The organism is Sphaerochaeta globosa str. Buddy (assembly GCF_000190435.1).
In the GTDB taxonomy this organism is placed as follows: domain Bacteria; phylum Spirochaetota; class Spirochaetia; order Sphaerochaetales; family Sphaerochaetaceae; genus Sphaerochaeta; species Sphaerochaeta globosa.
Map to the genome: position 1 here is coordinate 294,732 of NC_015152.1, position 25,853 is coordinate 320,584.

Here is a 25,853-nt window from a genome sequence, read left to right on the forward strand (position 1 = left end):
AGTTTGATGAAAGACTTAATTTCAATTATTGTCCCGATCTATAAAGTTGAAAAGTATTTAGAGAAGTGCATAAGTAGCATCCAGACTCAGTTATATTCAAATATTGAAATAATACTTGTCGATGATGGATCTCCAGACCGTTGTGGTCAGATATGTGATGAATATGCAAAAAAAGATAAACGTATAATAGTAGTCCATCAAGTGAATGGAGGTCTGTCTAATGCTCGGAATTCAGGAATAAGAGTCGCAAAAGGAGTATTTTTAGTTTTTGTTGATAGTGATGATTGGATTGAGAATGATTATGTCTTGAAACTCTATTTTTCTGCAATTGAAACGAATGCAGATTTGACAATTTGTGGAATTAGATATGTTGATGAAGACGGTTTAACTCTGAAGACTGTACTCCCTGGGAAAGAAGGATCCTTTTCAAATAGTGATATAATAAGATCGATGTATGGACGGAACAGAACTCCGTATGTTACTGCATGGACGAAGCTGTATAAAAAAGATCTTTTTGATAAAGTTTTATTCCCTGATGGAAAAATTCATGAAGATGAATATACGTTTTATCAGTATATTTACTATAGCAAGGTAATTAGTATAGTAAATGAACCTTTGTATAATACAACAGTCCGAGAAGGTAGTATTACAACAAGCAAATACTCAATAAGACGATTGGACTGTATTGAGGCTTTATTCTATCGGATTGAGTTCTACACCAGGATTTCAGATATTGAAGATCAAGTTCGTTTTATAATAAAAGAATTTTATGGCGCATATGCTTTTGGCTTATCGAGGATCAAACCGATTAACGAGAGTGAATGTAATCGTGTGATTGAAGTTAAGAGCATGGCAAAGCAGATTCTACATTTGCATTCAAAGGAAATGGGAGTAAAAGGTAGAATTGCTGTTTTTTCACCAAAGTTGTACATGTTAATACTTAAATTAGGTAATATTCACCATAAATATACAATCTTGAGGATTACGACCTAATGAACATAAAAAGTATCATCAAGCGAAATAAATACCTATATAAAGTATCTATTTGGTTAGTATCGGTAATTAAAGATGCTAGGCTTAAAATATCTACAGATAGGGCAATTAAAAGCACTGTCAAAGGTAACACCATATACTATATTGGGGTTCCAGTACATTCTAACCTAGGAGATCAGGCGCAATATGTGTGTATTATGAAGTGGTTAAAAAAGAACTACCCAACTAGAATGATATTGAGGATTCAAAACAGATCGATTGCAGGTGGCTATTTTTCATCTTTAATGCCATTACAGAAAGCGTATAATCCCAATGATATAGTTATATTCCAAAGTGGATACACTACTACTGATAATAGTTTGGGGGATATTGTACATAAAAAAGTGATTAACGCATTGCCGGATTCAAGGATTCTGATGATGCCCCAAACGGTTTATTACAAAAATGAAAATAGAATGAATTCTGCAGCACAGTATTATGGGCGAGCAACGAATATGTTGTTTCTTTCTCGTGATAGGGTTTCATACAACCTTGCAAAAAAAATTTTTCAAAAAAATGATATTATGTTATTTCCTGATATTGTTACTACTTTGATTGGTAAATATACGTATGCCAACCCTAGGGAAGGGATTTTGCTATGTACCCGCAATGATGATGAGAGATATTACTCCCAAACAGATATCTCTCGTTTGTATGAGCTCCTAAATTCAAGATATAAAGTAAATTGTACCGATACAACAAAACTAGAGGCGAAGAATGATATTATTAACAATCCTGAAAAATACATATTGGATGAAATTGAGAAGTATTCTTATTACAGGGCCATTATAACCGATCGATATCATGGTACTATTTTTTCTCTCATTGCAAACACACCTGTAATAATACTGAAAACCATGGATCATAAGGTCATAACCGGTGCTGAATGGTTTTCTGGAATATATGATGATTATGTCTTTGTTGCCGATAGTATTGAAAATGCGTATGATATTGCAAATAAAGTGGTGAATAAAAACTATGAATATGCTCTTAATTCATATTTCAATGAATATTACTATGATAAACTGAAGGCTTTTTTTGAATCGCATGATAGGAGATAAAGTATTGGAATTCTGTAATAATACTGAATCTTGTACTGGATGTGGTCTCTGTTTGGATATTTGTCCTTGTTATGCTATTTCCATGAAAGAGGATGAAAGAGGTTTCATCTATCCTTTTGTTGATGATTCAAAGTGTGTTAATTGTAAAAAATGTATACAGAATTGTCCTCAGAATCAGACTGAGGATAAAGGAATGGTTATTCATCGTACGTATGCAGCTTGGAATAAAAATAGAATTACCAGAAAAAAAGCTTCATCAGGAAGTGTTTTTTCTTTGTTAGCTGAAATGACGATTCGAAACGGTGGATATGTTGCAGGGGTACAATGGGATTTTGATATTTCACCAATTCACACGCTTACAAATAAGATTGACGATCTTTCTTTATATTCTGGTTCGAAGTATGTACAAAGCAATACTAATAGAGTTTACTCTAAGATACTTGATGTTTTGAAGTGTGGAAAATCGGTGCTGTTTTCTGGTACTCCTTGCCAAAATGATGCTCTTCGAGTTTTCCTAAAACATGATTATAGTAATTTGTTACAGGTTGATTTAGTCTGTCATGGAGTGCCATCAAACAGTTCTTTTCATAGATATTTAAAAGAAGTCTCAAAAGAAAAAAGAATTGTGGGTGTAAAATTTAGAGAAAAAAAACCGTTCCAAGATTACTTTTACTTTACAATATCTTATTCAGATGGGACTGTTGATTATGAATATGCAGTTAATAATCCATTCTTTCAACTTTTTAATAAGGGTTTTACTCTTAGAGATAGTTGCCATAATTGTAAATATACAAAATTAAACCGACAAGCAGACATTGCACTCGCTGATTATTGGGGATATGTACCAAAAAGCCTAAAAATGTCAGACTTCAACAAAGGGGTTTCAATTGTTGCAATTAACTCAAAAAAGGGAGAAGAAGCATTCGAAGCAATTAGGGGAAAATGTATTTACGAAGAGCAATCAACTGAAATTGCCACGGCTAGTAATAAGTGTTTTAGGGAATCATATTCGATTGAAGTAGATTTACAAACTCAGTTTTGGAATGAATACAATGCTGGAGTAACATATGAGGAGTTATTGACGAGGTTCTTTTCTAATCATTCTCGTGTACCGAAGAACCTTTTTTTATCCAGATTAAAAAGAAAATATAGATGGCTGATAAAACAATGAATAATTCGCGAAAGAAAAACGCGATACTAAATATTCTAATTGGGTATATTGCACAGATAGGTCTGTTATTTTTGTCTTTAGTGGGACGAAAAATATTCCTTTCGTTTCTATCAATCGAGTACCTCGGAATTAATGGTCTATATAGTAATATACTTTCTGTTTTATCTTTGGCGGAGTTGGGTCTTGATAGTGCGGCCGTTTACTCATTATATGAGCCCGTTGCTTCTGGTAATACTGAACTGACATTTTCATTAATTAAGTATTTCAAGAAAATATACTATTCTGTATCCGCAGGGATTTTTGTAATAGGTTTATTGTTGATACCTTTTCTTTCATATGTGATAAATACAGATCTTCCAAGTAACGATTTAATTCTGTATTATGTTTTATTTTTGAGTAATACTGTTGCTTCATATTTCGTGGCTCACAAGGTTGCACTTTTATCTGCAAGTCAAGAACAACGGGTACAAAAAATATCTTCGCTTATTTCGTCCTTCTTATTGCAAATTTTACATATTATTGTTTTGTTGATTTGGAAAAACTATTACCTGTATATTATCGCCACAGTAATTAACACTTTTTTATACAACTTTATCTTAAGCAGACTCTGTGACAGAATTCATCCAGAGTTAAAAAAACATCAAACGGGAATTGATTTCGAGACAAAACCAATTACTTCGAGAATTCGACATACTCTTATGTATAAATTGGGTGTTGTAGCAATTAATAATACAGACAACATTCTGATTTCTTCTCTTGTTTCAACTGCTGCAGTGGGTTTGTATTCCAACTACTATGTAGTAATATCTGCTGTACAAGGTTTTATTTCTGTTGTTACTACTTCTATGATAAGTGGCATTGGCAATTTGGCTGTTAGCGGAAATAGGCGAAGACAACTGGAAATATTTAATATGCTTTTAATGTTCTATCATTTTTTAGCAGCATTAGGGGGAATTGGGTTTGGGTTGTTGTTTAACAATCTAATTACATTATGGCTTGGAAATGAATATCTATTTAACTCTAATACAGTTTCAATTATCTCGTTTAATTTTTATATTAGTTGCATCGTTAATCCCGTTTGGATGTATCGAGAAGCAAACGGTTTGTTTAAGGATGTAAAGTACTTGATTATTGTCCGAGCGATGTTTAATATAACTTTTTCTGTTCTTTTGGGTTATAAGTTCGGAACATTTGGAATTCTGCTAGCAACCGCAGTAAGTTTATTAATTACTTCATTTTGGTTTGAGCCAAGAATATTGTTTAGAAAAGTCTTTAATTGTTCTGAAAAATACTTTTGGATTAAACAATTCAAGTATTCCATTCTCTCAGTAATAAGCTTAGTTGTATGCAATTACGTTGTATATATTATTAAGGATACAGCTTTGGGATTAATACTTAAGGCAATTGTTATTGTTATCGTAACATCTAGTATTTTTTCAGTTGGATTGTGTAAATCTTCTGAATTCCGAGGAATACTAGAAATGATTAAAAAGAAGTAACTACTCACGGGTCCTTGCCCAATCCTAAGCAGGATGGTTGCGAAAACAAGCAGGTTGATCTCAAACGGATTCACTCTCGTCATCCAGAGTGAACAGGATCCACATCAAACAAAGTATCCTGGTATTTTGTGAATGCTATTCGACTGGCGGGGAACCTTCCCCGCTGGCTCAGTTTGTTGCGTATTGACTGGCTCAATTTTTACGGAACGGTGGCTCAGCCATGCCGTAATCTCCAGGAATACACAAATTCCCGTTCGGATTATGGTAAGGATTTGAATACTGTTTTGTTGTTGACAAGCTAATATTATTACATACTCAAAGGGGAATTAGAATATATGGCTACAGTATACGTGGGAATCACCGGAGACATTATCCACCCGGGAATTATTAATATCATCACTGAGGGTGCAAAGTACGGGGATCTGATTGTAGGTCTGCTTACCGATTCAGCTATTGCCCCTTACAAGCGTCTTCCTTACCTTTCCTACGAGCAACGGAAAGTTGTGGTAGAGAACATCAAGGGTGTAGCTAGAATCATCCCTCAGGAAGAATGGAGCTATGTGCCTAACCTGTTGAAGTACAAACCAGATTACATCATCCATGGGGATGATTGGGTTTCGGGTCCCTTGAGTAAGATTCGTGACGAGGTGTATGTGGTTATGGAGCAGATCGGGGGGCAGGTGATTGAGATTCCCTACACCAAGGGGATCAACTCCACAGGCCTTGCCGAGCAGTTGAAAGCTATTGGCACCACTCCAGAGGTGCGACTGAAGACTCTACGGCGGTTGATAGTCGCAAAACCTATCGTGAGGATTCTCGAGGTCCATGATGGGCTCTCCGGCCTGATTGCTGAGAGTGTGTCCGTGTGCAAGGAGGGGGAGTACCACTCCTATGACGGTATGTGGTCGTCAAGCCTGACCGACTCCACCTCCAAGGGAAAGCCTGACATCGAAGCGGTAGACCTTACCACCAGACTGCAGGGCATCACCGACATTTTGGAGTGCACCACCAAACCCATCATCTATGACGGGGACACCGGCGGCTTGACCGAGCACTTTGTTTATACCGTTCGTACACTTGAACGCAACGGGATATCTGCAATCATCATCGAGGACAAGATTGGACTGAAGAAAAACTCCCTCTTCGGTACCGATGTGAAACACCATCTTGCCCCCATCGAGGACTTCAGCATGAAGATCAGCATGGGAAAGCAGGCCCAGGTCACCAAGGATTTTATGATCATTGCACGCCTCGAATCCCTGATTGCAGGGGGAACGGTTGATGAGGCACTTGAGCGTGCCCGCTCCTATGTCAAAGCCGGAGCTGATGGAATCATGATTCACAGCAAAGACAAGAGTGGAGAAGATGTAAGTGAGTTTTGTACTCGATTCCGAGACGATTACACTCATGTTCCCCTAGTACTGGTTCCCACGACCTACAACCAGTTCACCGAGCAAGAGTTCCAGGATTGGGGTGCCAACATCGTCATCTATGCCAACCATATGTTGCGTGCAGCCTACCCTGCGATGGTAAATGCTGCCAAGTCCATCCTCGAGAATGGCCGTTCGCTGGAAGCAGACTCATTGTGTATGCCGATCAAACAGATCCTGGAATTGATTCCGGGTACCAAGTAAGAGAGTGCGAATCATGATTGTACCATCAATGTTTGTGGGGGAGTTGCAGAAACAAGGGACGGTATTCTTTACCGGGGTTCCTGACTCCCTGCTCAAGAATCTATGTGCTTTCATCAATGATGCCTTCGATTCAGAGCATCACATCATAGCGGCCAATGAGGGTAATGCTGTAGCCCTAGCAACCGGTCATCATCTAGCAAGTGGAACCATCCCTATGGTCTACATGCAGAACTCAGGCGAGGGGAATGCCGTTAATCCACTGCTCTCTCTTGCAGACAATGAAGTATACCAGATCCCCCTGCTTCTCTGCATCGGCTGGAGGGGAGAGCCAGGGGTGCATGATGAACCACAGCATGTGAAGCAAGGTAAGGTTACCTTGAGCCTGCTGGATACTATGGGAATTCCCTATCAGGTGATCTCAGCTGATTCAGACCAACTGCGTGTTCAGGTTGAAAATGCATACAGTTATATGAGATTAAAAAGTGCACCGTATGCCCTGATTGTAAAAAAAGGGTTGTTTGAGGACTATACTCCGCAGCACTCGCGGCAGATTGAAGGCCAGATGAGCAGAAAGGAAGCCTTGGAGCTAGTGGTCCAACATACTGCAATTAATGCAATCTATGTATCCACAACAGGGATGGCATCCAGGGAATTGTATGAGATTAGGGAACGCAATGGTGAGGGCCATCAGAAAGATTTCCTTACCGTCGGTTCCATGGGCCACGCTTCCCAGATAGCCTTGGGTATTGCATTGAATAAGAAGGAACGGCAGGTGGTCTGTCTTGACGGAGATGGTGCGGTTCTGATGCACCTCGGTGGTATGGCCATTATCGGGACGAAAAAACCGGGGAATTACGTGCATGTCATTCTAAACAATGGTGCCCATGACTCTGTCGGAGGCCAACCGACCGTAGGTAGGGAGGTAGACCTTGCCGGAGTTGCTTCTTGTCTGGGATATAGGTCATCCATCAGGGTTACAACCCAGGAGCAATTGGTTGATGCATTGAAGCTGAATGAGCTAGGGCCGCGATGCATCGAGGTGCTGGTAAGAAAAGGAAACCAGAAAGACCTGGGACGTCCAAAGAGTACACCTGTTGAGAACAAGCAGGCATTCATGCAGTATGTGACAGAGGTAGACAGATGATTCGAGAAGCGGTTATCGTAGGGGCGGGATTGGGATCGCGGCTGAAGGATATGACCAAAGACAGGCCCAAGGGGTTTCTTGAGTTGAATGGAACCTATCTGGTGGAGATGTCGGTCCGGAAACTGATAGAGCATGGCATTGAACGAATTATTATTGGAACCGGCTATTGCAATGAGTGGTATGACGAACTGGCGAAAAAGTATCCTGCCATCGAAACGGTACATAATGCAAATTATTCGGGTACCGGGAGCATGGGAACCCTCGAGGTTTGTGCATCCTTGGTGAGTGGGGACTTCGTATTGCTCGAATCCGACCTCCTCTACGATTCCGTTGCCTTGTTCACCCTGCTCAATGACCCGCATCGCAACGTCGTCCTAGGCTCGGGTGCAACGAATTCAGGCGATGAGGTATACATCGCAGTAGATGAGAGGCAGGAGGTTTGGGCAATCTCCAAAAAGCTGGAGATAATTGGGAATCCCTTTACAGAGTTGGTAGGAATCTCCAAACTTTCGTACAGGACACTACAGGCAATGTGTAGATTTGCCGCATCCCATCACCATGACATGCCCAAGATGGAGTATGAGGCTGCATTGGTCGGGGCACAGAGAATGGGGGAGCATCTGTATGTCCGAAAGGTAGAGTATCTTGCTTGGCGCGAGATAGATGATGCATCACACCTCCAGATGGCAATTAACCATATTCTTCCTAGGATACTGGAAAATGAAAGCCTCAGGCAGGTCAGAAGGGAAGTACTATTGAATCCTGGGCCTGCAACCACGACCGACTCAGTGAAATATGCACAGGCTTGTCCCGACATCTGTCCCCGTGAGGAAGAGTTTGGGCAGATGATGCGCTGGATTTGTGATGAGTTGACAGGATTTGTTGGGAGCAAAGAGGAGTATGAAACAGTGCTCTTTGCAGGTTCGGGAACCCTGGCCGATGAGGTTATGATTTCCTCCTGTGTCCCCCATAACGGCAATTTGTTGATCATCAACAATGGTTCTTATGGGCAAAGATTGGCTAAGATTGCTTCGGTCTATCAACTGGATTACGAGATATTCGAGAGCTCTACTTATGAGGCCTTGGACCTTGCAGCGTTACGCACACGGTTGGAAGGAAAAAGGTTCACGCACTTGGCAGCTGTCTACCATGAAACGACCACAGGCCTCATGAATCCCATTCCCCAGATTGGGCGTATGTGCCATGACCTTGGCATTGTTACGATTATTGATACTGTTAGTGCCTTTGCAGCAATTCCCATCGATATGAAGAGGGATTGCATCGACTTCATGGCCTCCACTTCCAATAAGTGCATCCAAGGTATGGCCGGTGCTTGTTTTGTGTTCTGCAACCGAAACGAGTTGGAAAAGATTAAGGATGAGCCTATGCGTACCTACTATATGAACCTGTACGACCAGTACAAATACTTTTCCAAGACTCTACAGACGCGATTCACCCCTCCGGTGCAAGTGCTCAACGCCCTGAGGCAGGCAATCATCGAAACGAAGCAAGAGACCATCAAAGCGCGGTATGAACGATATACCGCTTGCTGGAAGATTCTGGTTGATGCCGTGGAAGAGCTCGGATTGGAGATGCTTGTGAATAAACCATTGCAGTCCCATCTCATCACGGCTATTTTGGAACCGCAGAATGGTTCATACTCGTTCGATATGTTCCATGATCTTGCAAGGGAAAGAGGATTCACCATCTATCCGGGCAAGCTCGGGAACATCAACACCTTCCGGATAGCCAATATTGGAGACATAAGGCCACATGAGATGGTTGAGTTTACAAAGTTTATGAAAGAATACTTTTTGTCAAACTGATACTGTGGCTGTAGACAGCATCGCAATTTTCGGCATTTCCAGCATTCCAATTTTCCGGATTGGAAAAGACATAGTTTTCCCGCCTTTTAGAAAAAGGTACTTTCTAAACGTAATTGAATTTTCGGGGTTGGTGATTACCGGGTAGTCTCGGAAGATGAGGAAGTGTTTTCTTCCTCCTCAATTCTGGGAGCCTTCTCGTCGATGGACAGCAGGGTCCCGCGACCGTAGAGGATGTTGATGATCTGCAGCACCTTGAAGTCATCGCCGATCAAATGGCGCGGCCAGTCTTCCAAATGATGATGAGTCGTGACAAAAGTGGCGCGGATCTTCTTTTTGGTCTTCGGACTGAGATGATCGTCGATCCTGGTCCTGAGCAACACATAGAGGCTGTCAAGCAGATCGGCATCGTGGATGTTCATGCAGGCGAAATCATCGATGATCAAACACTCCACCTTGGTGAGTATCCTGTACAGGGTGTTGCTGGAGGGAAGTCTCCCATGGGTCTGCAGCACCTCCATCAGATGATGAAAATCGATGAAGCGCGCCGATTTCCCCTCCCTGCACAATCGGTCGCCCAATCCGACGGCGACCTTCTCCTTACCACAATCGGGAGGACCGTAGAGAACAAGATTCGGTTTTCTGTTCCTGTCGATGAGACAATCGAGCGTCATGAACGTATCATACACCTCCTTGTCCGTCTTTGACAGACAGGATGCATCAAAATCCGAGAGGGTGGGGTGATCGGGATACCCGGGAAGAAACGCCTCCTCCAGAAGCTTGTTTACGTTGTCATTTTCCTTGGCGGCAACCGCACCGATGATGGAATCGGCGATCTCTTCCTGCAGCTCAGGATGAGATTCAAAGAGGTTTGCAAGAATGCCTCCAAGATAGCGATTGTTGAAAGACGCGATATCCTGCAGTACCTGCTTGGTAAACGGGTCACGCATAGATCAGCTTCCAGTCAACCGAGATCTTCTGCGGCAGGTTGCCACCAAGCCATCGGGAAATGTTGGTATGGATCCGCTTGGAGCGTTTTTGTTTGATCTTTCCTGAATGCCTGCTGTGGCAATACTGATGCCGGACATGAACGGGCAAATCGCGCTTACCCAGGATGACCAACTTGCCGTCGAAGTAACCGAAAATGGTGTCCTCGAGGTCGATTATCTTACCCTCGATCCCGGCAAAGCGCATATCGACATTGAAGACCCTGCCACGGAAGGCAACGCATCCGTCCTTGGAGACCTTGGCTGTGGTATCCTCCAGATAGGGAATCCGGGGAAGTGGATTCAGGTTTTCTGAACCAAGACGATTGTACGGAATTTCCATGGTGGTCATGTGCTCCTGGTGGTTTACTTCATCACACCACTGTATGGCCTGCTCATTCAGATCGATCAGCGAGTGTCCTGTCTTCTTGGGAAGCATGGGCATGAGGCCTTCTTTAAAATATTTCACGACTCGCTCGACTTTGCCTTTTTGTTGCGGTCTCCTTATCCTGCAAAGAGTTATGTCAAATCCGACATGGTCCGCGAAGGCTGTGAACTCGGGAATCAGCATCCGTTCCAGAGAGTTTCCACCCTTGGTGGTAAGACAGCGATTCACTATCTGGGGCATGTTGTCAAAGAGCACTTCCTTGGTGCTGCCGCCGTAATACGTGAAGGCGTTCTCGATGCACCTGATCAAGGTCATCGTGGTCATCTCGGTTACGAATTCGACATATCGCACCCGTGAATAGCCGAGGATCATGAAGAAAGCATAAATAGGGCGTTCAATACCATCGATGGTTGCAGAAAACCCTTTGAACGAAGCCCAGTCAGCCTGGGCTTGCTGGCCGGGGGATGTTTCATATCGGATGGCTGCCATATCCAGATCGTATTTGATTTTCCTTACCGCCTTGGTGACCGTCGACAATGACAGACAGGCACCGAGTCTGATGAGAAGCTGGAATATGGATGTGGCCTGCATATCTCCGCGCTGGAGCTGTTCCTTGATGAAGGTCTGGTACGGGGTGATCAACAGATTTCCCGTAGTGGAAGTCCTGCGGTAGATATCCCGATCTTCGCACCTGCTGAGCACATTGGTAATCGTATCTGGGTGTACGTGGTATTTTTCGGCAAGTGCCTGTTTGGTGAACAGTCCGGTTTGATAGTCGCTACGGATGAGCGGTGCGTCTGATGTGATCAAGGTTGGCTCCTATTCCAAATCACATTATTGAAAAATATGATTTGTGTAACATGTCAAGATTATTATTCAGAAGGATTCTGCTGTCAATGAATATCGACCCTGAAGCAAAAACAAGTGAAAAGAGCCATACGGATATTCTGGAAAAAGATGTCGGGAAGGCCATTAGAATATTGCGTAAAAGCTATCAACTTTCCATCTCAGCCTTCTCCATGAAAACAGGGTATTCCCGGGTCCATATCAGCGAGGTGGAATCAGGCAAGAGAAAAGCAACCGATGAATTGGTTAGCATCATACGGAATGTTTTTCATCTTGATTCTAGTTGGCCTTTCTCTGAGGAACAGCCCGGTGACCCAGATGGTAACAAACTTCATCATGAGTTCAGTGAACAAGAAGAGCTGAGCAGCATCGAGGCCGTCGCAGAGAGGTTGATAGCCTTGAGAAAGGAGCTTCATATAAACCAGAAGGATTTCGCAAAGCTGACAGGAATTTCAGTGGCTATCATCGAGGATGTTGTGTATGGCCGTAGGAAGTTGACCTTGAGGAGGGCGCAGCGAATAGAGGACGCCTGCGGAATAGGTACTGAATGGTTGTTGCATGGGGATGAGGACGCGAAGTATCATCCGTGTGGACAAAGAATGACCAGTTTCTTGAAAAAAAATCCCGAAGCCAGAAAGATCGTGTGGGAGATGATGGAGCGCGAAAACGATTGACGCGCCTTATTTTTTGGCTTATAATATCAATATTCTGAACAATAAAAATAACAATATTAATAATAAGAACAAAAATAGAAGTGGAGGAAATTTGCTTATGGACGACTTGAATTCCTTGTTGAAAACCGCAATCGATGAGACTTCGCATGTGCGGGAAGGGGAGACCTTCCTGGTAAAGGATCTGTTCAAGGGATATGAGTGGAACCGTATCCCAAAGGGGGATCGACTCATGCTGGGCTCCATGTTCCTCAGCTATATCGGCACACATGACTGCAAGGTTACCGTTGCCGACAAAGGAGCCTCGGGCCAGCAGCGGTATCAGAAGCATTGAGATCAGAGCTATAGGGTGGTTTGCCAATTCGGGTATACAGGAAGCGATGTGATACCAGTAGAGCATATACAGATTTTAACGAAAGGGTTGCAGAATCCATCAATTTGGTATAGGAACTATCTCTGAGCGTGCAATGGAAGTTTAACCCACATGCTTTACTACAACCAGATAAAGGGGAGTGTAAGACTCATGGTAACACCTACACCCAAGAAACGCAAAACCACAGCAATCATCGACGAATCCCGCATGGATCAGATCAAGGCTTTCGTGCAAGGTGCTGTCTATTGCTATTGCAATGTCGCCGACCAGGGATCGAAGTTTTCGGCGCGAGACCTGTTCGGTGCATATGACAGCCTATGGAGCGCCACTCCATTGAAGGCATTGCATCAATGGCATACGGATAACGATGCTGACGACCCGGCAGGGATGGCGGGAAAGGACCTTGGATGGATCCTGCTCGATGTACTCGATAGTGATGTCCGCCAGTTCCGTAAGAGCAAGGAAGTCGTCAATGTCTATGAATGGCTGCCCTCCGAGGGAGTGGGAGTCTGATCAGATCAGGATGGAAGCCCCCCAGGTTGAGGCCAATTTTCTTGCCAAGACCATCATAGGGGACTTTTACTTGAAATTGAGTAAAAGTCTATACACGCTTCAGATCGCGCTTCTCATCATATCAAGCGGGACACCCCTGCCTACGGGACAGCCGATGTTAGCGGGTGTCCCCATACTGTCCCAAGACGCAACTCATGTCACACAATATATAAGCGAGGCTTTGGGGCAGTGGGACAAGAACTCATATAACAAGAGTTTTATTGATGGAAGAGGAGTGGATGCAACGCGAGCACCCGTATACATTTATAGGGCGTAGTGTCCAGTCTGTCCAGCTGTCCCAGCAGCGGGTGAACACAACTGGCGTTCACAACACAACTTTTTTCCTTATATTCAAAATCGATTTCCCTTATAGGGAAGAACCGGCCTGCAGGCGCATACCCGCGTTAGCATATATAAGGGAAAAGTTGTTCAGTTGTGTCACTTGTGATCACAAGGGGATGATGTCGTATCCGTCGATTGGACTGGGAGAGACACTTTAGCGCAAAATTGAGCCTAAGTATCGCCCTCATGGGTTTCTCATCGGGAAGAACATTGAAGAGCTGTACGGACCCGGTTCTTATCCACTTTGCCGGTGGCCGAAGAGGTTCTTGGGAACCAGCGACTCTCTGGGGAACAGCACGTCGATTGTACCCGTGTTCTTGCCATGGCAATGGGTACATGCGCGGTAACACGCCATGTGTCGTTGCCGAATCTACAATTACGGAGGATTTGTTCTTATGTTCCTGAAATATCATTTGTCATCATTATCAATATTATATGGGGAGAAGACCAGCGCGGCATGCCCGTATGCACATATTCACGCGTATAGGGGTTTTTCGGCTTTTGGGTACGGCGTTCGGAACAACCGCATGGCATGAACTTTCGACCAAATTTGAGCGAAAGTACCAAACCGACACGTGTGATGGTGAAGGGGATGATTCAACAGCGAAGGAACAAGAATCAGCTCGTTCCAAGCTTTTCCTAGAACTCGTTCTACAAGAAATCGACGAAATTCCACCCGAGGATGCAGGTTTTAAAGGATTTGGAACGAAGGAACAAGAATATACTAAAAAGACTTTTATGAGGAGAACAGAGGGAAGAGGAAGCACGGATACGCTTATACGCACGCGTATAATATATAGGGATTCCTTGTTCTGCTTGTTCCTTCGTTCCATGATGGGATGGGTTGTTTCTTGATTTTTGGAAACTTCTCAAAATCGACTTGCATCCGCATGGCAGGTGACGGTCGTGACAGTCTTATCCAAGACTTCGTATTAAGGGGTTTTTTAGGGAAAAAAGAGCCTATAGGGGGTTTTAGGAATAGAGTTTCACGACCGTCACCCGATGAAGGATATCTGCTTAAAATCAAGGTGCCTTTTCATGAAGCAACTGCCGCAGTGATATTTCTGGAATCGACCTGCTCTGACCTTGCACATTGCCAAAGTCTGCAGGTCGAGAAGGTCATAGAGAGAACTTCGCTTTAAGGGGGATTTTTGGAAAAAATAACCTATAGGGGGTTTTAGGAATAGAGTTTCACGACCTGCACCGCCATGATACAGCCAAAAATCTGAAGGATCAGCCCATCTTTGGAAAGTACCCTACTGAACTGTAGCGCATTATGACCACCAAGCCTATGGAAACGGAAAAAGCATAAGTAAGAGGCAACAAGGGGACAATCTATCCCCCTGTTGTTATTCAAAAGCCTTACTTTCCATTTCACGATGTCAAAAATAATGGTAAAATAAGTAGAAGGCGGTGATAAAATTGGCAACACTAATTGCAGCAGAATACAAACAATTTGAAGATATAAAGCACACTACTGAAAACGGCATAGAGTTTTGGTATGCCCGTGAACTTGCTAGTGTCCTTGATTATACCCAATGGCGTAATTTCACAAAGGTAATTGATAAGGCGATGTTGTCCTGTCAGAACAGCGGTTTTGAATGTGCAGACCATTTTCTTGAGGCCAGAAAAATCGTGGAGGCAGGTGCAACCTCTAAGCCGATAAATGATTTTGAGCTTTCACGCTATGCCTGCTATCTCATCGTGCAAAACGGGGATCCACGCAAAGATCCTATTGCTCTCGGTCAAACCTATTTTGCTATACAAACCCGCAGACAGGAAATAGCTGATCGGTTTAATGAGCTTGACGAGGATAATAAACGCCTTGTTATCCGTGGCGAGGTCACAAGTTGGAACACTATGCTTGTGGAAGCAGCACATAAAGCGGGCATCACCGACCAGTTGGAATATGCTCAGTTTCAAAATGCAGGCTACATGGGATTGTATGGCGGCTTGACCGCCGCAGATATTCACAGACGGAAAAAACTCAAAACAAGTGAGAAAATTCTCGACCATATGGGCAGTGAAGAACTCGGTGCAAACCTGTTCCGCATTACCCAGACCGAGGCAAAACTCCGACGTGAACAGCCGCAAGGACTGGAAACGGCAAGTGGCATGCATTACCAAGTCGGACAGACTGTTCGTGAAGCTATCGCAAAAAACGAGGGTACAATGCCGGAGAATTTACCCACTCCTGAAAAGAGCATTTCCGAAATTGGCAAGGAACAGCTTAAAAAGCTGAAAGAGAAAAAAGAGCCACCTATGCTTGATGAATAGCACATCCTTACGATTTTGCTGACCTCAGCAAAATCGCAATACTGAAAGAAAGCAATTGCGTTTAAGCCGCTTGTAGAAACGAGCCTATGTCCAGTCATTGGCAGATACAAATGAATACACAAACACCAAGGGGGAATCTGGCAACAGGTGTGAATGTCAAGGAGTTTTTTCCTTCCGGTAAAAACATCTTACCGCTCACAAAAGCCTCCCTGAGAGGCAACATCTCAGGTGTGCAGTATCAGTTGGCCGTCCACTTGCGCACATCCTGCTTGAGCCACGTGGTGTACTCTTCAAGTGCGATCTTGCCTTCACGCACATCCTGCAGACGCCTTTTTGCCTCGTCGCGCCAGGATGAGAACTCGGCCTCGCTCATCGTACCCCGTCTCTGGCGGGCATAGAAGGTCTTGTAGGCGGCGTTGTAGGCCTTCAGGGCTCCATCCTCCTCCAAAAGCCGTGAAAAGGATTGCCTGGGGCCTATGACATCACAGGGGGCGCTCTCGCCCGGCGCGATGCGGTTGCAGTACTCGATGGTGGACTTCTCTGCAATGAAATAACGGCTGCAGTGACGGCAGCTCTTGACCGAGGTGCTCTCGGCTGCCATCAGGCGCACCTCAAGGGCCAGCAGGTGAGCGAAGTCATTGACTTCATATTCGTTGAACAACGCGACCTCATCACTTTCTTTGGCTTTGTCTATGGCACCCTTCAGGTATCGATCCAGCTCCCCATCCAACACGACGACATCCCCGTCCAGTTCCCTGAAGGTCTGGGCATGTTCCTTTTTCTCTTTGGTTTCTTGTTGCCATTCGAGGATGTCCTCGGGGCGCTGGACGTAGGACTCGATTGAGAGTATCTCGCGCCGGGGTCTGCTCCACGTGAAGCGTTCGGTGAAGATGAGGTCACTTGAGATGCCGCTTGTGTTGAAGACCTGGCGGTACAGGCGGCAGCGCTCGTCGATGGTCAGCTTGGAGAAACGAGCGGCTGAGGCGTCCAGGATCCAGTACAGCCAGAGCCTGAGCTGCTTCTGCAGCCGCACCAGGTGCACATGGCCTCCGATCAGGGCTTTCATATCCCGCTTCTCATAGATGCGGTACTGTGCCTCAAGCAGCTCCTGTCGCGGCTTGATGCGCCCGCGGGCAATACCACAGTGGAAGATGGGATCACACAGGTGTATGGCTGTTTGGAAGTACTGCTCCTTGGTCAGCTCGATACCGCGGTGGATCAGCAATGCGTTCAGGTAGTCGATGAGCATCGTGGACAGGCTGTCCAGGTACGAGTCGTTTCCCAACAGGGGATGTACCTCGCTCGCCCGATCACACAGCTCTCTTGCGAGCACCGATTGGATTCCATCTCCGATGCACGCGGCACTTGCCTTGTCGATGCGGCTTTCGAAGAAGGAGGTGAAGGCCTGTTGGAACGGAGCGAGATCGGCCTCGACAAAATCGAAGAGCTCCTGGTGGTCGCCGCTTTGAAGCACCACATCCCCGTAGGGCGTACAAGCAGAGTATCCCGTCTCTCGCGGCCTGATCAGCAGCATGCACTTCTCCCCCAATCCATAGTATTAACTGGAGGAATGCTCCTCCCTGTCCCGAATGTAGCGTGAGGTGGGGGAGCCTGTCAAGAAAAATCGAATGTAGAGAGAAGTAAAAGTAAAAATGGTACTTTTGACTATTGACCCGCTATTCCGGTCCTGCTATAGTAAAGTCGTAAGCTAGAAAATCTATACACAACTCACGACATTAACAAGGAGGACCCGTACATGAACCTACAGTATTGCCCGTCGGTTTGGACGGCCAAGATGGAACTCAGGTCCCTGCAGGATGAGCTCGAGGGGTGCGTGGGACGCAGGTCCCCCAATCCCATGGGCATGCGCATGGGAGGAGGAACCCACGGAGATCCGACCGGAAGCGCCGCGATCAGGCGCGAGGCATTGAGACGGCGGATCGATGGAATGATCGAGCGCTGCGAGACGATCATCGACAGGGCAGAGGATGAGCTTCAGTTGATAGCGGATGCGGAGTTCCGCGCCCTGCTCAGATGGCGCCATTTCTTTCACCGCTCGTGGCGTGAGATCGCCAGCGAGTATCCCAACCGCCCCTCGGCCGATGCGATCAAGAAACGCTACCAGCGCTTTTGCACCGAGTATGGCATCGAGGTCAACGATGAGGAGGTCCGCTTGGGAACCTTCGTGAAGGAGGCATATGCCTATGGAGCCTCGTGAGTATTGCGAGCTGTTCTTCGGTCCGCTGTCGCCCGATGACAACATCACCCTTTCCTGGCTCGTCGGCAAGCGTTGCCGCAGCAAACGATTCAAACGGAAGGATCTGGATGCGTTCGTCGAAAAGGCTCTGAAGCTGGGAGAGCAGCATAACACCTTCTACAGCTGCGCTCCGACGAATCTGCCATTGGAGAGCACCGCCAGGGGATCGAACGAGCAGGTGACGGCCATGTTGGCCTTCCATTTCGACATCGACCTGCTCAGCCTGGCCGCCCACGTCAAGCGCGAGCTGCCTGAGAGTGAGGAGGAGATCAAGGCCTTCGTAAACGAGGAGCTGCCTAAGCCGACGGCGATCATCTTCAGTGGCCACGGGGTGCACCTTATCTACATCCTCGCCGTACCGATATGCATCACCGACGAGGTATCGCGTAGGCGTGCGATCGAGTTGCAGCAGGCGTTCTTCCGCTATGTGAGTGCCAAGGCATCAGAGCGTGGCTGGAAGATCGACAATTGCAGCGACCTTGCCAGGATGCTGCGCTTTCCCGGTACGATGAACCTCAAGGACAGTGAGCACCCGGTGCGCTGTGAGATAAGGGAGATGGACGGGCATCTGTATACTTTGGAAGAGCTGAAGCCCTACCTGGTGTTCGCTGATGCCAAAGAAGCCCCTCTGGCCTCGCCAGTGCCCCAGAAGGGTGAAAAGGCGTATCCTGATGCTCTCGAGGCTTCTCGCATCTATGAAGGGTGTGCTGTCATCAGGGATCTGATGGAGCACCCCGAGAAACAGACCGAGCCGCTATGGAAAGCATCACTGGACAACCTTTGCCTGGCATCGGATGGAGTACAGGCGTGCCACGAGTTCAGCCAGGGCTATGGAGGCTATTCGTTCGAGGAGACCGAGCGCAAGATCGCCCATGCCCTAAAGAGCCGCAAGCCGTGCACGTGTGAGCATTTTCGCACACTCGGTGCCGACTGCCCCGAAGGCGGTTGTGGCGTCAAGGCTCCCATCGTATTCGCCCTTCCCACCGCTTGGGATCGGATCCAGAGCCTGCTTGGCCATGAGAAGCTGGATCCGGCGATGTTTCTGGATGAGGGCAATAGGGAGCTGCTGGCAATTGCGATGGACCGGTATCCCACCGAGTACGCCTATCTGAAGATGAAGCTGAAGAAAGCCGGATTTGGCCTGCGCGATATCGAGCGGGCGGTCAAGCAGACCAGGGCGCTCCTATACCAAGCGAACGCCGAGGAAGATTTCACCGTTGAATCGTGCGAGATCGAAATTGAGGGCTTGGACCTTGGTGGGATGATGGATCCTCCGGGTTACCGTGTGGATATGGAGGAGGGCGTGCGGTCATTCCACGAATTCAAGGGAGAGATGCAGTGCACCGAGTTGTGCAGCCGACCGGTCGTGATCACGCGCATCATGGAGAATGTCGACACCGGCTGCGAGCGCATGGAGCTCGCATTCTGGCGTAGTGGCCGCATCAAGCACCTGATCGCACAGCGCTCTGAGCTGCTGAACAAGAACTCGCTGGTAAAGTATGCGGATACCGGCCTTCCGGTAACCTCGAGCAACAGCGAGGGGATGGTGATGTACTTCAATTCCTTCGAGGTTGCCAACCAGGAGCTGATCCCGCTCTCGCGCAGCCTGGGTCGCATCGGGTGGCTCTCCGGCTTCAAGGAATTCTATCCCTGTCATTATCAGGGACAGATCGTCTTCGAGGATGCCGATCAGGACCTGGTCAAGGCGATCGGTGAGCAAGGCGACTACGAGCTATGGAAACAGACCGCGATGAAACTGAGGGAGAATCCCATCGCCCGGGCGATGCTGAATGCTGCGGCGGCCTCGGTGCTGCTTGAGCCCTTGAAGCTGAGGATCTTCATCCTGCACAGCTGGTTCTCATCGCGTAGCGGCAAGACGGCCGCCTTGAAGTTCGCACTCTCCTTCTGGGGGGATCCGATGAAGATGATCGGCAACTTCAACAGTACTGCTGTCGGCTTGGAACGTCGTGCTGGCATGCTCAAGCACCTGCCGCTGGGAATCGATGAGCTGCAGCAGATGGCACGAAATCTCACCCCGGCGATGGCGGTCTACCAGTTGGGAAACGGTCAGGGCAAGACCCGGGGCATGAAGAACGGAGGATTGCAGGAGACATTAACCTGGCGAAACAGCATCATGACCACCGGAGAAGAGCCGCTGAGCAGCGAGAATTCCATGGACGGGGTGATCAGCCGTGCGATCGAGCTCTACGGGGCCCCGATCGACGACCCCGAGTTCGGCCGCATGGTGCACCAAGTGAGTGAAGCCAATTATGGATTCGCCGGAAAGATCTACATCAGGCATCTGATCGACCACGTGATCTCCGAGAAGGGAAAACTGGAATCCGACTACCATGATTTGCGAGCCCGGCTCAAGGAGGCTTTCGATGCCAAGGATCTGGGCGAAGCAGGGGTGCACCTGGACAGTGTCGCTGTCATGTGTCTTGCCGATCTGTATGGTGCACAGTGCCTCTATGGCGAAGCAACATTCCCGATTGAGACGATCATCAAGGATGTGATCGATATGGGAGTGGCGGTGCTGGTGAATGTGAAGGAGCAGGAAAAGGAAGACAGTATCGAACGGGCATGGAGCTTCGTACAGGGGTGGGTGGCCTCCAACCGCAACTGCTTCAAGCCCCATGCCACCCCACGGTATGGAAAACTGGAGAGGGATGGGGTGTACATCACCATCAACATCCTCAGGGAGGCTATGGAAAGGGCCGGGTATTCGTATGCCAAATGCGTCAGGGGCTTTGTGGATCGGGATCACCTGAAACTCTTCCAGGACGGATCGAAAAAGGGCACGCACCAGTGTCAGAAAAAGATCAACGGCGTGAACAACCGAGTGGTGTGTGCCAACATCGAGGTGGGTGATGTCGAGGATGATTGCTCGGAATTTCTCGAGGCGGGTGAGAGCTTTTTCACCCGCAAACGGATGGGGTAACGAAGTAACACCGAATTTTCACATATACCCATGCTATAGGAGAAAAAAAAGATGAGGGGTGCCACACGCCACGCCACAGGTGGAAATTGGCGGGTGGGAGTATACTTCTTTATTTCCCTATACGAGCATATCGATTATACGTTACTTATGTTACCTATAGGATACCATCAGTATAATTGCTTTCAATAGAATTACATGGACAAGGTAACGTTGTGGTAGCATACCAGCCTTTCAGAGTTACCTTTTTGGGGATTTGGGCGGCCTGAGCCCCGGTGGCGGAACTCGTGTGGTTTCAGCCCGACTCGGCACGCCATCCGATCCGTCACACGACAAAGGCCTTTCCCTGCGGGTAACACCCGATGGTACCGCTGGGGAGGCCTTTTACGTTACGCCTCTGGGGGCACGGACTAATCAACACACACAACAACAGGAGACAGACACAGTATGTTCATCAAGGCATTCAACAAGGATTTGAAAGGATATGGAGGGTTTCAGTTTGCGGTGGGGGAAACCTACACCACAGAACAGGAGCACCCCTGGGATTGGTTCCATTATGGGGATAAGGCGAGCACGACGCTTTGCTTTTATCACAAGCCGGACTCACGCTTCTGTGAGGTGCAGCCGCTGGGCAAGATCTACAAGATGCGCCAGCGCGATTGCATCCGCATCACCGCCCATAGCAGCAACTCACTGAAGATCGTCAGGGAGCTGAGCCGCGACGAGGTATACGCCATGCTGCTACAGGAGAATTGCCCGTGGTGGCTCACCAACTGCCTGATGCCGCCGTTTGAGGTGATGGCACAGTACGGCAACCGCATACGCGGCAAGTGGGTGATCGGGGAGATCATCAAGGATCGTGACGATTTCACCCTCGAGCAGAAATATGCGCTGCTTCCCAAGAAATACCATGCCAAGGCCCGCTACCACGACATGACGTTGTCCATTATCAAGCTGCACCAGCAGCGAGCCGGGGCGTGATCGAGAAAGGTAGCAGGCTGTAGAACTCACAAATGACCAGGAGGTAAAAAAGGATATGTACATCAAGGCATTCGACAAGGATCTGAGGGGGAGCGAGAGCTTTCAGTTTGAGGTGGGCAAGACCTACACGACCAAGGCCGACAATCCGGTGGTGTGGTTCCATTATGGGGACAAGGCGACCACGGCATTATGCTTCTATCCCAAGGAAGACACACGATTTTGCATCGTCGAGCCGTTGGGGCGGACGCATACGCGGTATCATCACCGATGTGTCACGGTGAAAAGCTTTGCCACCGATGCCATCAGGATCGTGAGGGAACTCTCCCATGACGAGGTGTGCCGCTTGCTTTTTGAGGAGCATTGCCCGTGGTGGCTTGCCAATTACCTGAAACCGCCATTCGAGGTGATGGCAAAGTACGGTAACAGTCTACGCGGAGAACTTGCAGTTAGCGAGATTCTCACTAAGCGCAGCGATCTTACGGTGGACCAGCATCTGGCCTTGCTTCCGAAGAAGCATCACCTGACTGTGTACAAATATCACTATAGGAAGACAATAGCTATGCAAAAGCTGCAATGCGCAGCGGAACCGGCACAACCGACAGTAAACAGTATGGGGGTGGGGGCCCCCTAGGGGGATCTTAATCTCTAGGGGGTATGCGCCTTACAACGGGCGGGTCCCCTCACGCGAAAAAACGGCGAATTCGAACGGGGGTATACCCCCCCACTACTATTACAAATGAAGGAGGCCCTGGATGGCCAAGGACGGAACGAACCGCGGCGGTGCCCAGATCGGCGCCGGTCGCAAACCCAAGGCGCTCGCCGAGAAGATTGCTAACGGCAATCCCGGGGGCAGGAAATTGAAGATATTGGATCTGAGCAAGGATGCGACGGACCTGGAGGGCTCGGACATGCCTCCGGTGAGGGATTTCATGAAGGAAGCCCAGCGTAGTGGTCTGGATTTGTGTGCCGAGGAGGTATTCACCGAGACCTACCTGTGGCTGAAGAAACTCGGGTGCGAGGAGCTGATATCCCGCCGGATGCTCGAGGAGTACTCCATGTCGGTGGCTCGGTGGATCCAGTGCGAGATGGCCATCAGCCAGTTCGGATTCCTGGCAAAGCACCCCACCACCGGCGCTGCGATTCCCAGCCCGTATGTCGCCATGTCCCATGCCTTCATGAAGCAGATCAACCAAAGCTGGTATCACATCTACCAGATCGTGAAGGAGAACTGCACCAGGACGATCCCGAGCAACAATCCCCAGGACGACATCATGGAGCGTTTGCTCACTTATAATCCACGAAGGTGATTATCATGCTGGTCCTCCCCCGATATTCTCCTGATGGACCAACGGTCTGTGGTATCGGGTGAAGCGGGGGAGGGGGACTTGCAATTATAGCAAAGCTGAGCGATCAATGCACACTACACGGAGGATGCATATGGATGAGATGAACCGTAAGAGAGTCGAGGTCCTCAGGAAGCAATACCCAAGCGGGTGTATAGTAGAGCTGGTGAGCCTAGACGATGAGCACGCACCTCCCAAGGGTACCAAGGGTAAAGTAATCCACGTGGATGACATCGGTACTATCCACATTACATGGGAAACCGGTTCGACATTGGGAGTGGTACCGGGGGTCGACATGGTGAAACGCCTGGACGAAGAAATACCTACGAAATAGTGTATCTTATTTGCATATATACACTTGCTATATATCCTTCTTTGAGTGATTACTACAGTACGAAGAAAAACACACCAAAGAGAGGTAGACGGCATGGACAAGACAACACGGTTCGGAATCGAGATAGAGATGACAGGCATCACCCGCAAGGACGCAGCCCTGGCTGCCCAGATGGTCCTCGGTGGCGAGCTGCTCTACGGTGGCTCCTACTACGACACCTACGAACTGAAGACCTTCGATGGCCGCGCATGGAAGTTCACCTACGACGGATCCATTCGATGCGAAACCAAGACTCGAGGGATTAAAGAGAGCGCATCTCGTCTGTACAGCGTCGAGCTGGTCAGCCCGATCCTCACCTACGAAGCTGACATCGAGAAGGTGCAGGAGGTCATCAGGGCACTACGTAAGGCCGGGGCCTTCACCAACAGCTCATGCGGCATCCACGTGCACTTGGAAAAAAAGGGGCACACACCGCGTTCGGTGCGCAACTTCGTGAACATCGTCTACGCACGGAACGACCTGTTCTACAAGGCCCTGGGTATCGAAGCCAGCCGGGCACGGTATTGCAAGCAGATGGACGACCACCTCGTAGAGAGCATGAACCGCAAAAAACCGACCACCTTCGCAGAGATCGAGGACATCTGGTACTCCGGCTACGGCGGAAGCAGGGAAATCAAATACCATAGCAGCAGATACAACTTTTTGAACTTACATTCACTATTCCACGGCCATGGCACCATCGAGCTACGCGGATTCAACAGCACGCTGCACGCCGGAGAGGTCAGGAGCTACATCGTGTTCGCCCTAGCATTGAACACCCAGGCGCTCACGCAAAACTCGGCGAGCACCAAGAAGCCCCAGGCCGAGAACGAGAAGTTTGCGATGCGCACCTACCTCAACCGCATCGGCTTCATCGGCGACGAGTTCAAAGCCTGCCGCGAGCATTTGTGCAAGCGGTTATCGGGAAATGCCGCGTGGAGACGGCGGATCGCAGCCTGAAGGGGCGACTTCTTGGAACCTTGAGGGCGGGATAACCGCCCTTTCAGGTGGTAGAAGACCAAATGAAGGAGTAAAGCAACGATGAAGAAAATCTATCTGGCCTATGGAAGCAATCTGAACCTCGAACAGATGGGATACAGATGCCCCGATGCCGCAGTCATCGGAACAACGATACTGCACGATTATCAGCTGTTGTTTCGGGGAGGCCGACATACTGGCGTGGCCACCATCGAGATGAAACGGGGTGCAAAGGTTCCGGTGCTTCTCTGGCAGATCACCGAAAAATGCGAGAAGGCCTTGGACCGCTACGAGGGGCACCCCCATCTGTATCGCAAGAAGCGCCTGATGGTGAACCTGGATGGGGATGAACTGGTGGCGATGGCCTACGTCATGAACGAAGGACCTCCTCTGGCGATGCCGGATGCGTATTACTACGCGACAATCCTTGACGGTTACCACGATTGCGGTTTTGACGAGCAGATCCTCAAGGAGGCGGTTATGTACACAAAGGACTTGCAGGATGTGCAGAAGCGCAAATCCGAGCGGCCTTTTTGCATCGATGTGCTTGCCAAGCTTCCCTAGATGCGGAAACAATGCATTTCCAGAAGGAGGTTCGCAGATGGATTACGAGTGCGATAGTACCCTTGCAGAGCTGAAGAAGCGATTTCCTGCAGGGGCGCTGGTGGAGTTGGTGAAGATGGAAGATGGGGATTCGCCCCCTATGGGTGCCAAGGGTGAAGTGTTGCACGTGGATGCATTGGGAACGGTGCATGTGTTGTGGGAGACCGGCTCGACACTGGGAATCATCCCTTCAGTCGATGAGATACGCTTGGTTTCAGAAGCACAGGGAGGCGGCAATGGATGAGACGGTCAAAGCTCAACTGGAGCAGGTGAGAACTACTGCGTTGACGAACATGTTCGATGTGGCGGCGGTGATCAGGATCGCCGAGCACCTCGGGCTTGACGAGCTTGCCGCGTATCTGGCAGCAGGCAACGCGGGGGAATACACGCGATTCATCCTCACCGGCAAGACTTGATTATACAACACTACCAACCAACAACGAGGCCCTTCGGGGCCTTTTTTGTTGCCCGAACGACCGCCAGGCAAAGTACGAAAACTGGTTGGTTTTCAAGGCTTTTATAACCACTTATATAATTTCACATTATGCAGATAACTCTTTGTATTGACTTGATATGATGCG

Annotated in this window: 25 protein-coding genes; 21 read left to right on the forward strand and 4 right to left on the reverse strand. The window is 48.0% G+C overall.

The genetic code is table 11. The features are described 5' to 3' along the window. Nucleotides 1–6: 6 nt before the first annotated feature. From SPIBUDDY_RS01340 to SPIBUDDY_RS01375, 7 genes are all read left to right on the forward strand, one after another. Nucleotides 7–993, forward strand: coding sequence for a glycosyltransferase family 2 protein (locus tag SPIBUDDY_RS01340; RefSeq protein ID WP_013605959.1), 987 nt, complete (start codon nt 7–9; stop codon nt 991–993). Next, complete coding sequence (locus tag SPIBUDDY_RS01345) at nt 993–2,093, forward strand: polysaccharide pyruvyl transferase family protein (protein ID WP_013605960.1); 1,101 nt, start codon at nt 993–995, stop codon at nt 2,091–2,093. Before SPIBUDDY_RS01340 ends, SPIBUDDY_RS01345 begins: the two co-directional genes overlap by 1 nt. Next, the gene (locus SPIBUDDY_RS01355; protein ID WP_081454589.1) at nt 2,080–3,264 is read left to right on the forward strand and encodes a Coenzyme F420 hydrogenase/dehydrogenase, beta subunit C-terminal domain; all 1,185 of its coding nucleotides are present in this window, start codon (nt 2,080–2,082) and stop codon (nt 3,262–3,264) included. Before SPIBUDDY_RS01345 ends, SPIBUDDY_RS01355 begins: the two co-directional genes overlap by 14 nt. After that, nucleotides 3,246–4,763 (forward strand): lipopolysaccharide biosynthesis protein, encoded by a 1,518-nt coding sequence (locus tag SPIBUDDY_RS01360; protein WP_041380471.1) that lies wholly within the window; start codon nt 3,246–3,248, stop codon nt 4,761–4,763. Before SPIBUDDY_RS01355 ends, SPIBUDDY_RS01360 begins: the two co-directional genes overlap by 19 nt. 335 nt (nt 4,764–5,098) lie before the next feature. Next, nucleotides 5,099–6,397 (forward strand): phosphoenolpyruvate mutase, encoded by a 1,299-nt coding sequence (gene aepX, locus SPIBUDDY_RS01365; RefSeq protein WP_013605963.1) that lies wholly within the window; start codon nt 5,099–5,101, stop codon nt 6,395–6,397. Nucleotides 6,398–6,410: 13 nt separating this feature from the next. Continuing rightward, a complete protein-coding gene (gene aepY / locus SPIBUDDY_RS01370; protein WP_013605964.1) occupies nt 6,411–7,541 on the forward strand; it encodes a phosphonopyruvate decarboxylase in 1,131 nt (376 codons plus the stop codon). Further along, complete coding sequence (locus SPIBUDDY_RS01375) at nt 7,538–9,367, forward strand: 2-aminoethylphosphonate aminotransferase (RefSeq protein WP_013605965.1); 1,830 nt, start codon at nt 7,538–7,540, stop codon at nt 9,365–9,367. Before aepY ends, SPIBUDDY_RS01375 begins: the two co-directional genes overlap by 4 nt. A gap of 134 nt (nt 9,368–9,501) precedes the next feature. Here the strand turns inward: SPIBUDDY_RS01375 and SPIBUDDY_RS01380 are convergent, their stop codons facing one another. Then, nucleotides 9,502–10,314, reverse strand: a complete 813-nt coding sequence (locus SPIBUDDY_RS01380; RefSeq protein WP_013605966.1) for an ATP-binding protein — start codon at nt 10,312–10,314, stop codon at nt 9,502–9,504. After that, nucleotides 10,307–11,548 carry an IS21 family transposase gene (istA, locus tag SPIBUDDY_RS01385; protein WP_013605967.1) on the reverse strand — a complete coding sequence of 414 codons (1,242 nt, stop codon included), beginning with the start codon at nt 11,546–11,548 and terminating at the stop codon, nt 10,307–10,309. The genes SPIBUDDY_RS01380 and istA overlap by 8 nt, the downstream gene beginning before the upstream one ends. A 50-nt stretch (nt 11,549–11,598) precedes the next feature. On the opposite strand from istA, the gene SPIBUDDY_RS01390 reads away from it, so the two are divergent. From SPIBUDDY_RS01390 to dinD, 4 genes are all read left to right on the forward strand, one after another. Further along, on the forward strand, nt 11,599–12,258 hold the full coding sequence (locus SPIBUDDY_RS01390; protein WP_081454590.1) for a helix-turn-helix domain-containing protein: 660 nt from the start codon (nt 11,599–11,601) through the stop codon (nt 12,256–12,258). A gap of 97 nt (nt 12,259–12,355) precedes the next feature. After that, nucleotides 12,356–12,589: a single-stranded DNA-binding protein gene (locus tag SPIBUDDY_RS01395; RefSeq protein WP_013605969.1), complete on the forward strand. Its 234-nt coding sequence runs from the start codon at nt 12,356–12,358 to the stop codon at nt 12,587–12,589. Nucleotides 12,590–12,778: 189 nt separating this feature from the next. Beyond that, a complete protein-coding gene (locus SPIBUDDY_RS01400) occupies nt 12,779–13,141 on the forward strand; it encodes a hypothetical protein (RefSeq protein ID WP_013605970.1) in 363 nt (120 codons plus the stop codon). Nucleotides 13,142–14,935: 1,794 nt separating this feature from the next. Continuing rightward, a complete protein-coding gene (gene dinD, locus SPIBUDDY_RS01420) occupies nt 14,936–15,799 on the forward strand; it encodes a DNA damage-inducible protein D (protein WP_425358141.1) in 864 nt (287 codons plus the stop codon). 238 nt (nt 15,800–16,037) lie between these two features. Here dinD and SPIBUDDY_RS01425 read toward each other — a convergent pair whose 3' ends face one another. Beyond that, nucleotides 16,038–17,333, reverse strand: a complete 1,296-nt coding sequence (locus SPIBUDDY_RS01425) for a DUF6076 domain-containing protein (protein ID WP_013605975.1) — start codon at nt 17,331–17,333, stop codon at nt 16,038–16,040. A 393-nt stretch (nt 17,334–17,726) separates the two neighbouring features. On the opposite strand from SPIBUDDY_RS01425, the gene SPIBUDDY_RS16110 reads away from it, so the two are divergent. Further along, entirely contained in the window at nt 17,727–18,017 is a 291-nt protein-coding gene (locus SPIBUDDY_RS16110; protein WP_155816027.1) for a hypothetical protein, read from the forward strand. Here SPIBUDDY_RS16110 and SPIBUDDY_RS16255 read toward each other — a convergent pair. Beyond that, nucleotides 17,953–18,384, reverse strand: coding sequence for a hypothetical protein (locus SPIBUDDY_RS16255; protein WP_172634177.1), 432 nt, complete (start codon nt 18,382–18,384; stop codon nt 17,953–17,955). The genes SPIBUDDY_RS16110 and SPIBUDDY_RS16255 overlap by 65 nt on opposite strands. 3 nt (nt 18,385–18,387) lie before the next feature. Here SPIBUDDY_RS16255 and SPIBUDDY_RS01435 point away from each other — a divergent pair, with 3 nt between their 5' ends. From SPIBUDDY_RS01435 to SPIBUDDY_RS01475, 9 genes are all read left to right on the forward strand, one after another. Further along, nucleotides 18,388–20,997 (forward strand): DUF927 domain-containing protein, encoded by a 2,610-nt coding sequence (locus SPIBUDDY_RS01435; protein ID WP_172634178.1) that lies wholly within the window; start codon nt 18,388–18,390, stop codon nt 20,995–20,997. Nucleotides 20,998–21,441: 444 nt separating this feature from the next. Next, nucleotides 21,442–21,975 (forward strand): DUF7666 domain-containing protein, encoded by a 534-nt coding sequence (locus SPIBUDDY_RS01440; protein WP_013605979.1) that lies wholly within the window; start codon nt 21,442–21,444, stop codon nt 21,973–21,975. 55 nt (nt 21,976–22,030) lie between these two features. Then, on the forward strand, nt 22,031–22,606 hold the full coding sequence (locus SPIBUDDY_RS01445) for a DUF7666 domain-containing protein (RefSeq protein WP_013605980.1): 576 nt from the start codon (nt 22,031–22,033) through the stop codon (nt 22,604–22,606). A gap of 226 nt (nt 22,607–22,832) precedes the next feature. Continuing rightward, complete coding sequence (locus SPIBUDDY_RS01450; protein ID WP_245523795.1) at nt 22,833–23,282, forward strand: P27 family phage terminase small subunit; 450 nt, start codon at nt 22,833–22,835, stop codon at nt 23,280–23,282. 139 nt (nt 23,283–23,421) lie between these two features. Beyond that, a complete protein-coding gene (locus SPIBUDDY_RS01455; RefSeq protein ID WP_245523796.1) occupies nt 23,422–23,652 on the forward strand; it encodes a DUF4314 domain-containing protein in 231 nt (76 codons plus the stop codon). A gap of 93 nt (nt 23,653–23,745) precedes the next feature. Then, nucleotides 23,746–24,651 carry an amidoligase family protein gene (locus SPIBUDDY_RS01460; protein ID WP_013605983.1) on the forward strand — a complete coding sequence of 302 codons (906 nt, stop codon included), beginning with the start codon at nt 23,746–23,748 and terminating at the stop codon, nt 24,649–24,651. A gap of 81 nt (nt 24,652–24,732) precedes the next feature. Further along, entirely contained in the window at nt 24,733–25,233 is a 501-nt protein-coding gene (locus SPIBUDDY_RS01465; RefSeq protein ID WP_013605984.1) for a gamma-glutamylcyclotransferase family protein, read from the forward strand. 37 nt (nt 25,234–25,270) lie between these two features. After that, entirely contained in the window at nt 25,271–25,516 is a 246-nt protein-coding gene (locus SPIBUDDY_RS01470; RefSeq protein WP_013605985.1) for a DUF4314 domain-containing protein, read from the forward strand. Further along, nucleotides 25,509–25,688, forward strand: coding sequence for a DUF5049 domain-containing protein (locus tag SPIBUDDY_RS01475; protein WP_013605986.1), 180 nt, complete (start codon nt 25,509–25,511; stop codon nt 25,686–25,688). The genes SPIBUDDY_RS01470 and SPIBUDDY_RS01475 overlap by 8 nt, the downstream gene beginning before the upstream one ends. Nucleotides 25,689–25,853: the final 165 nt, after the last annotated feature.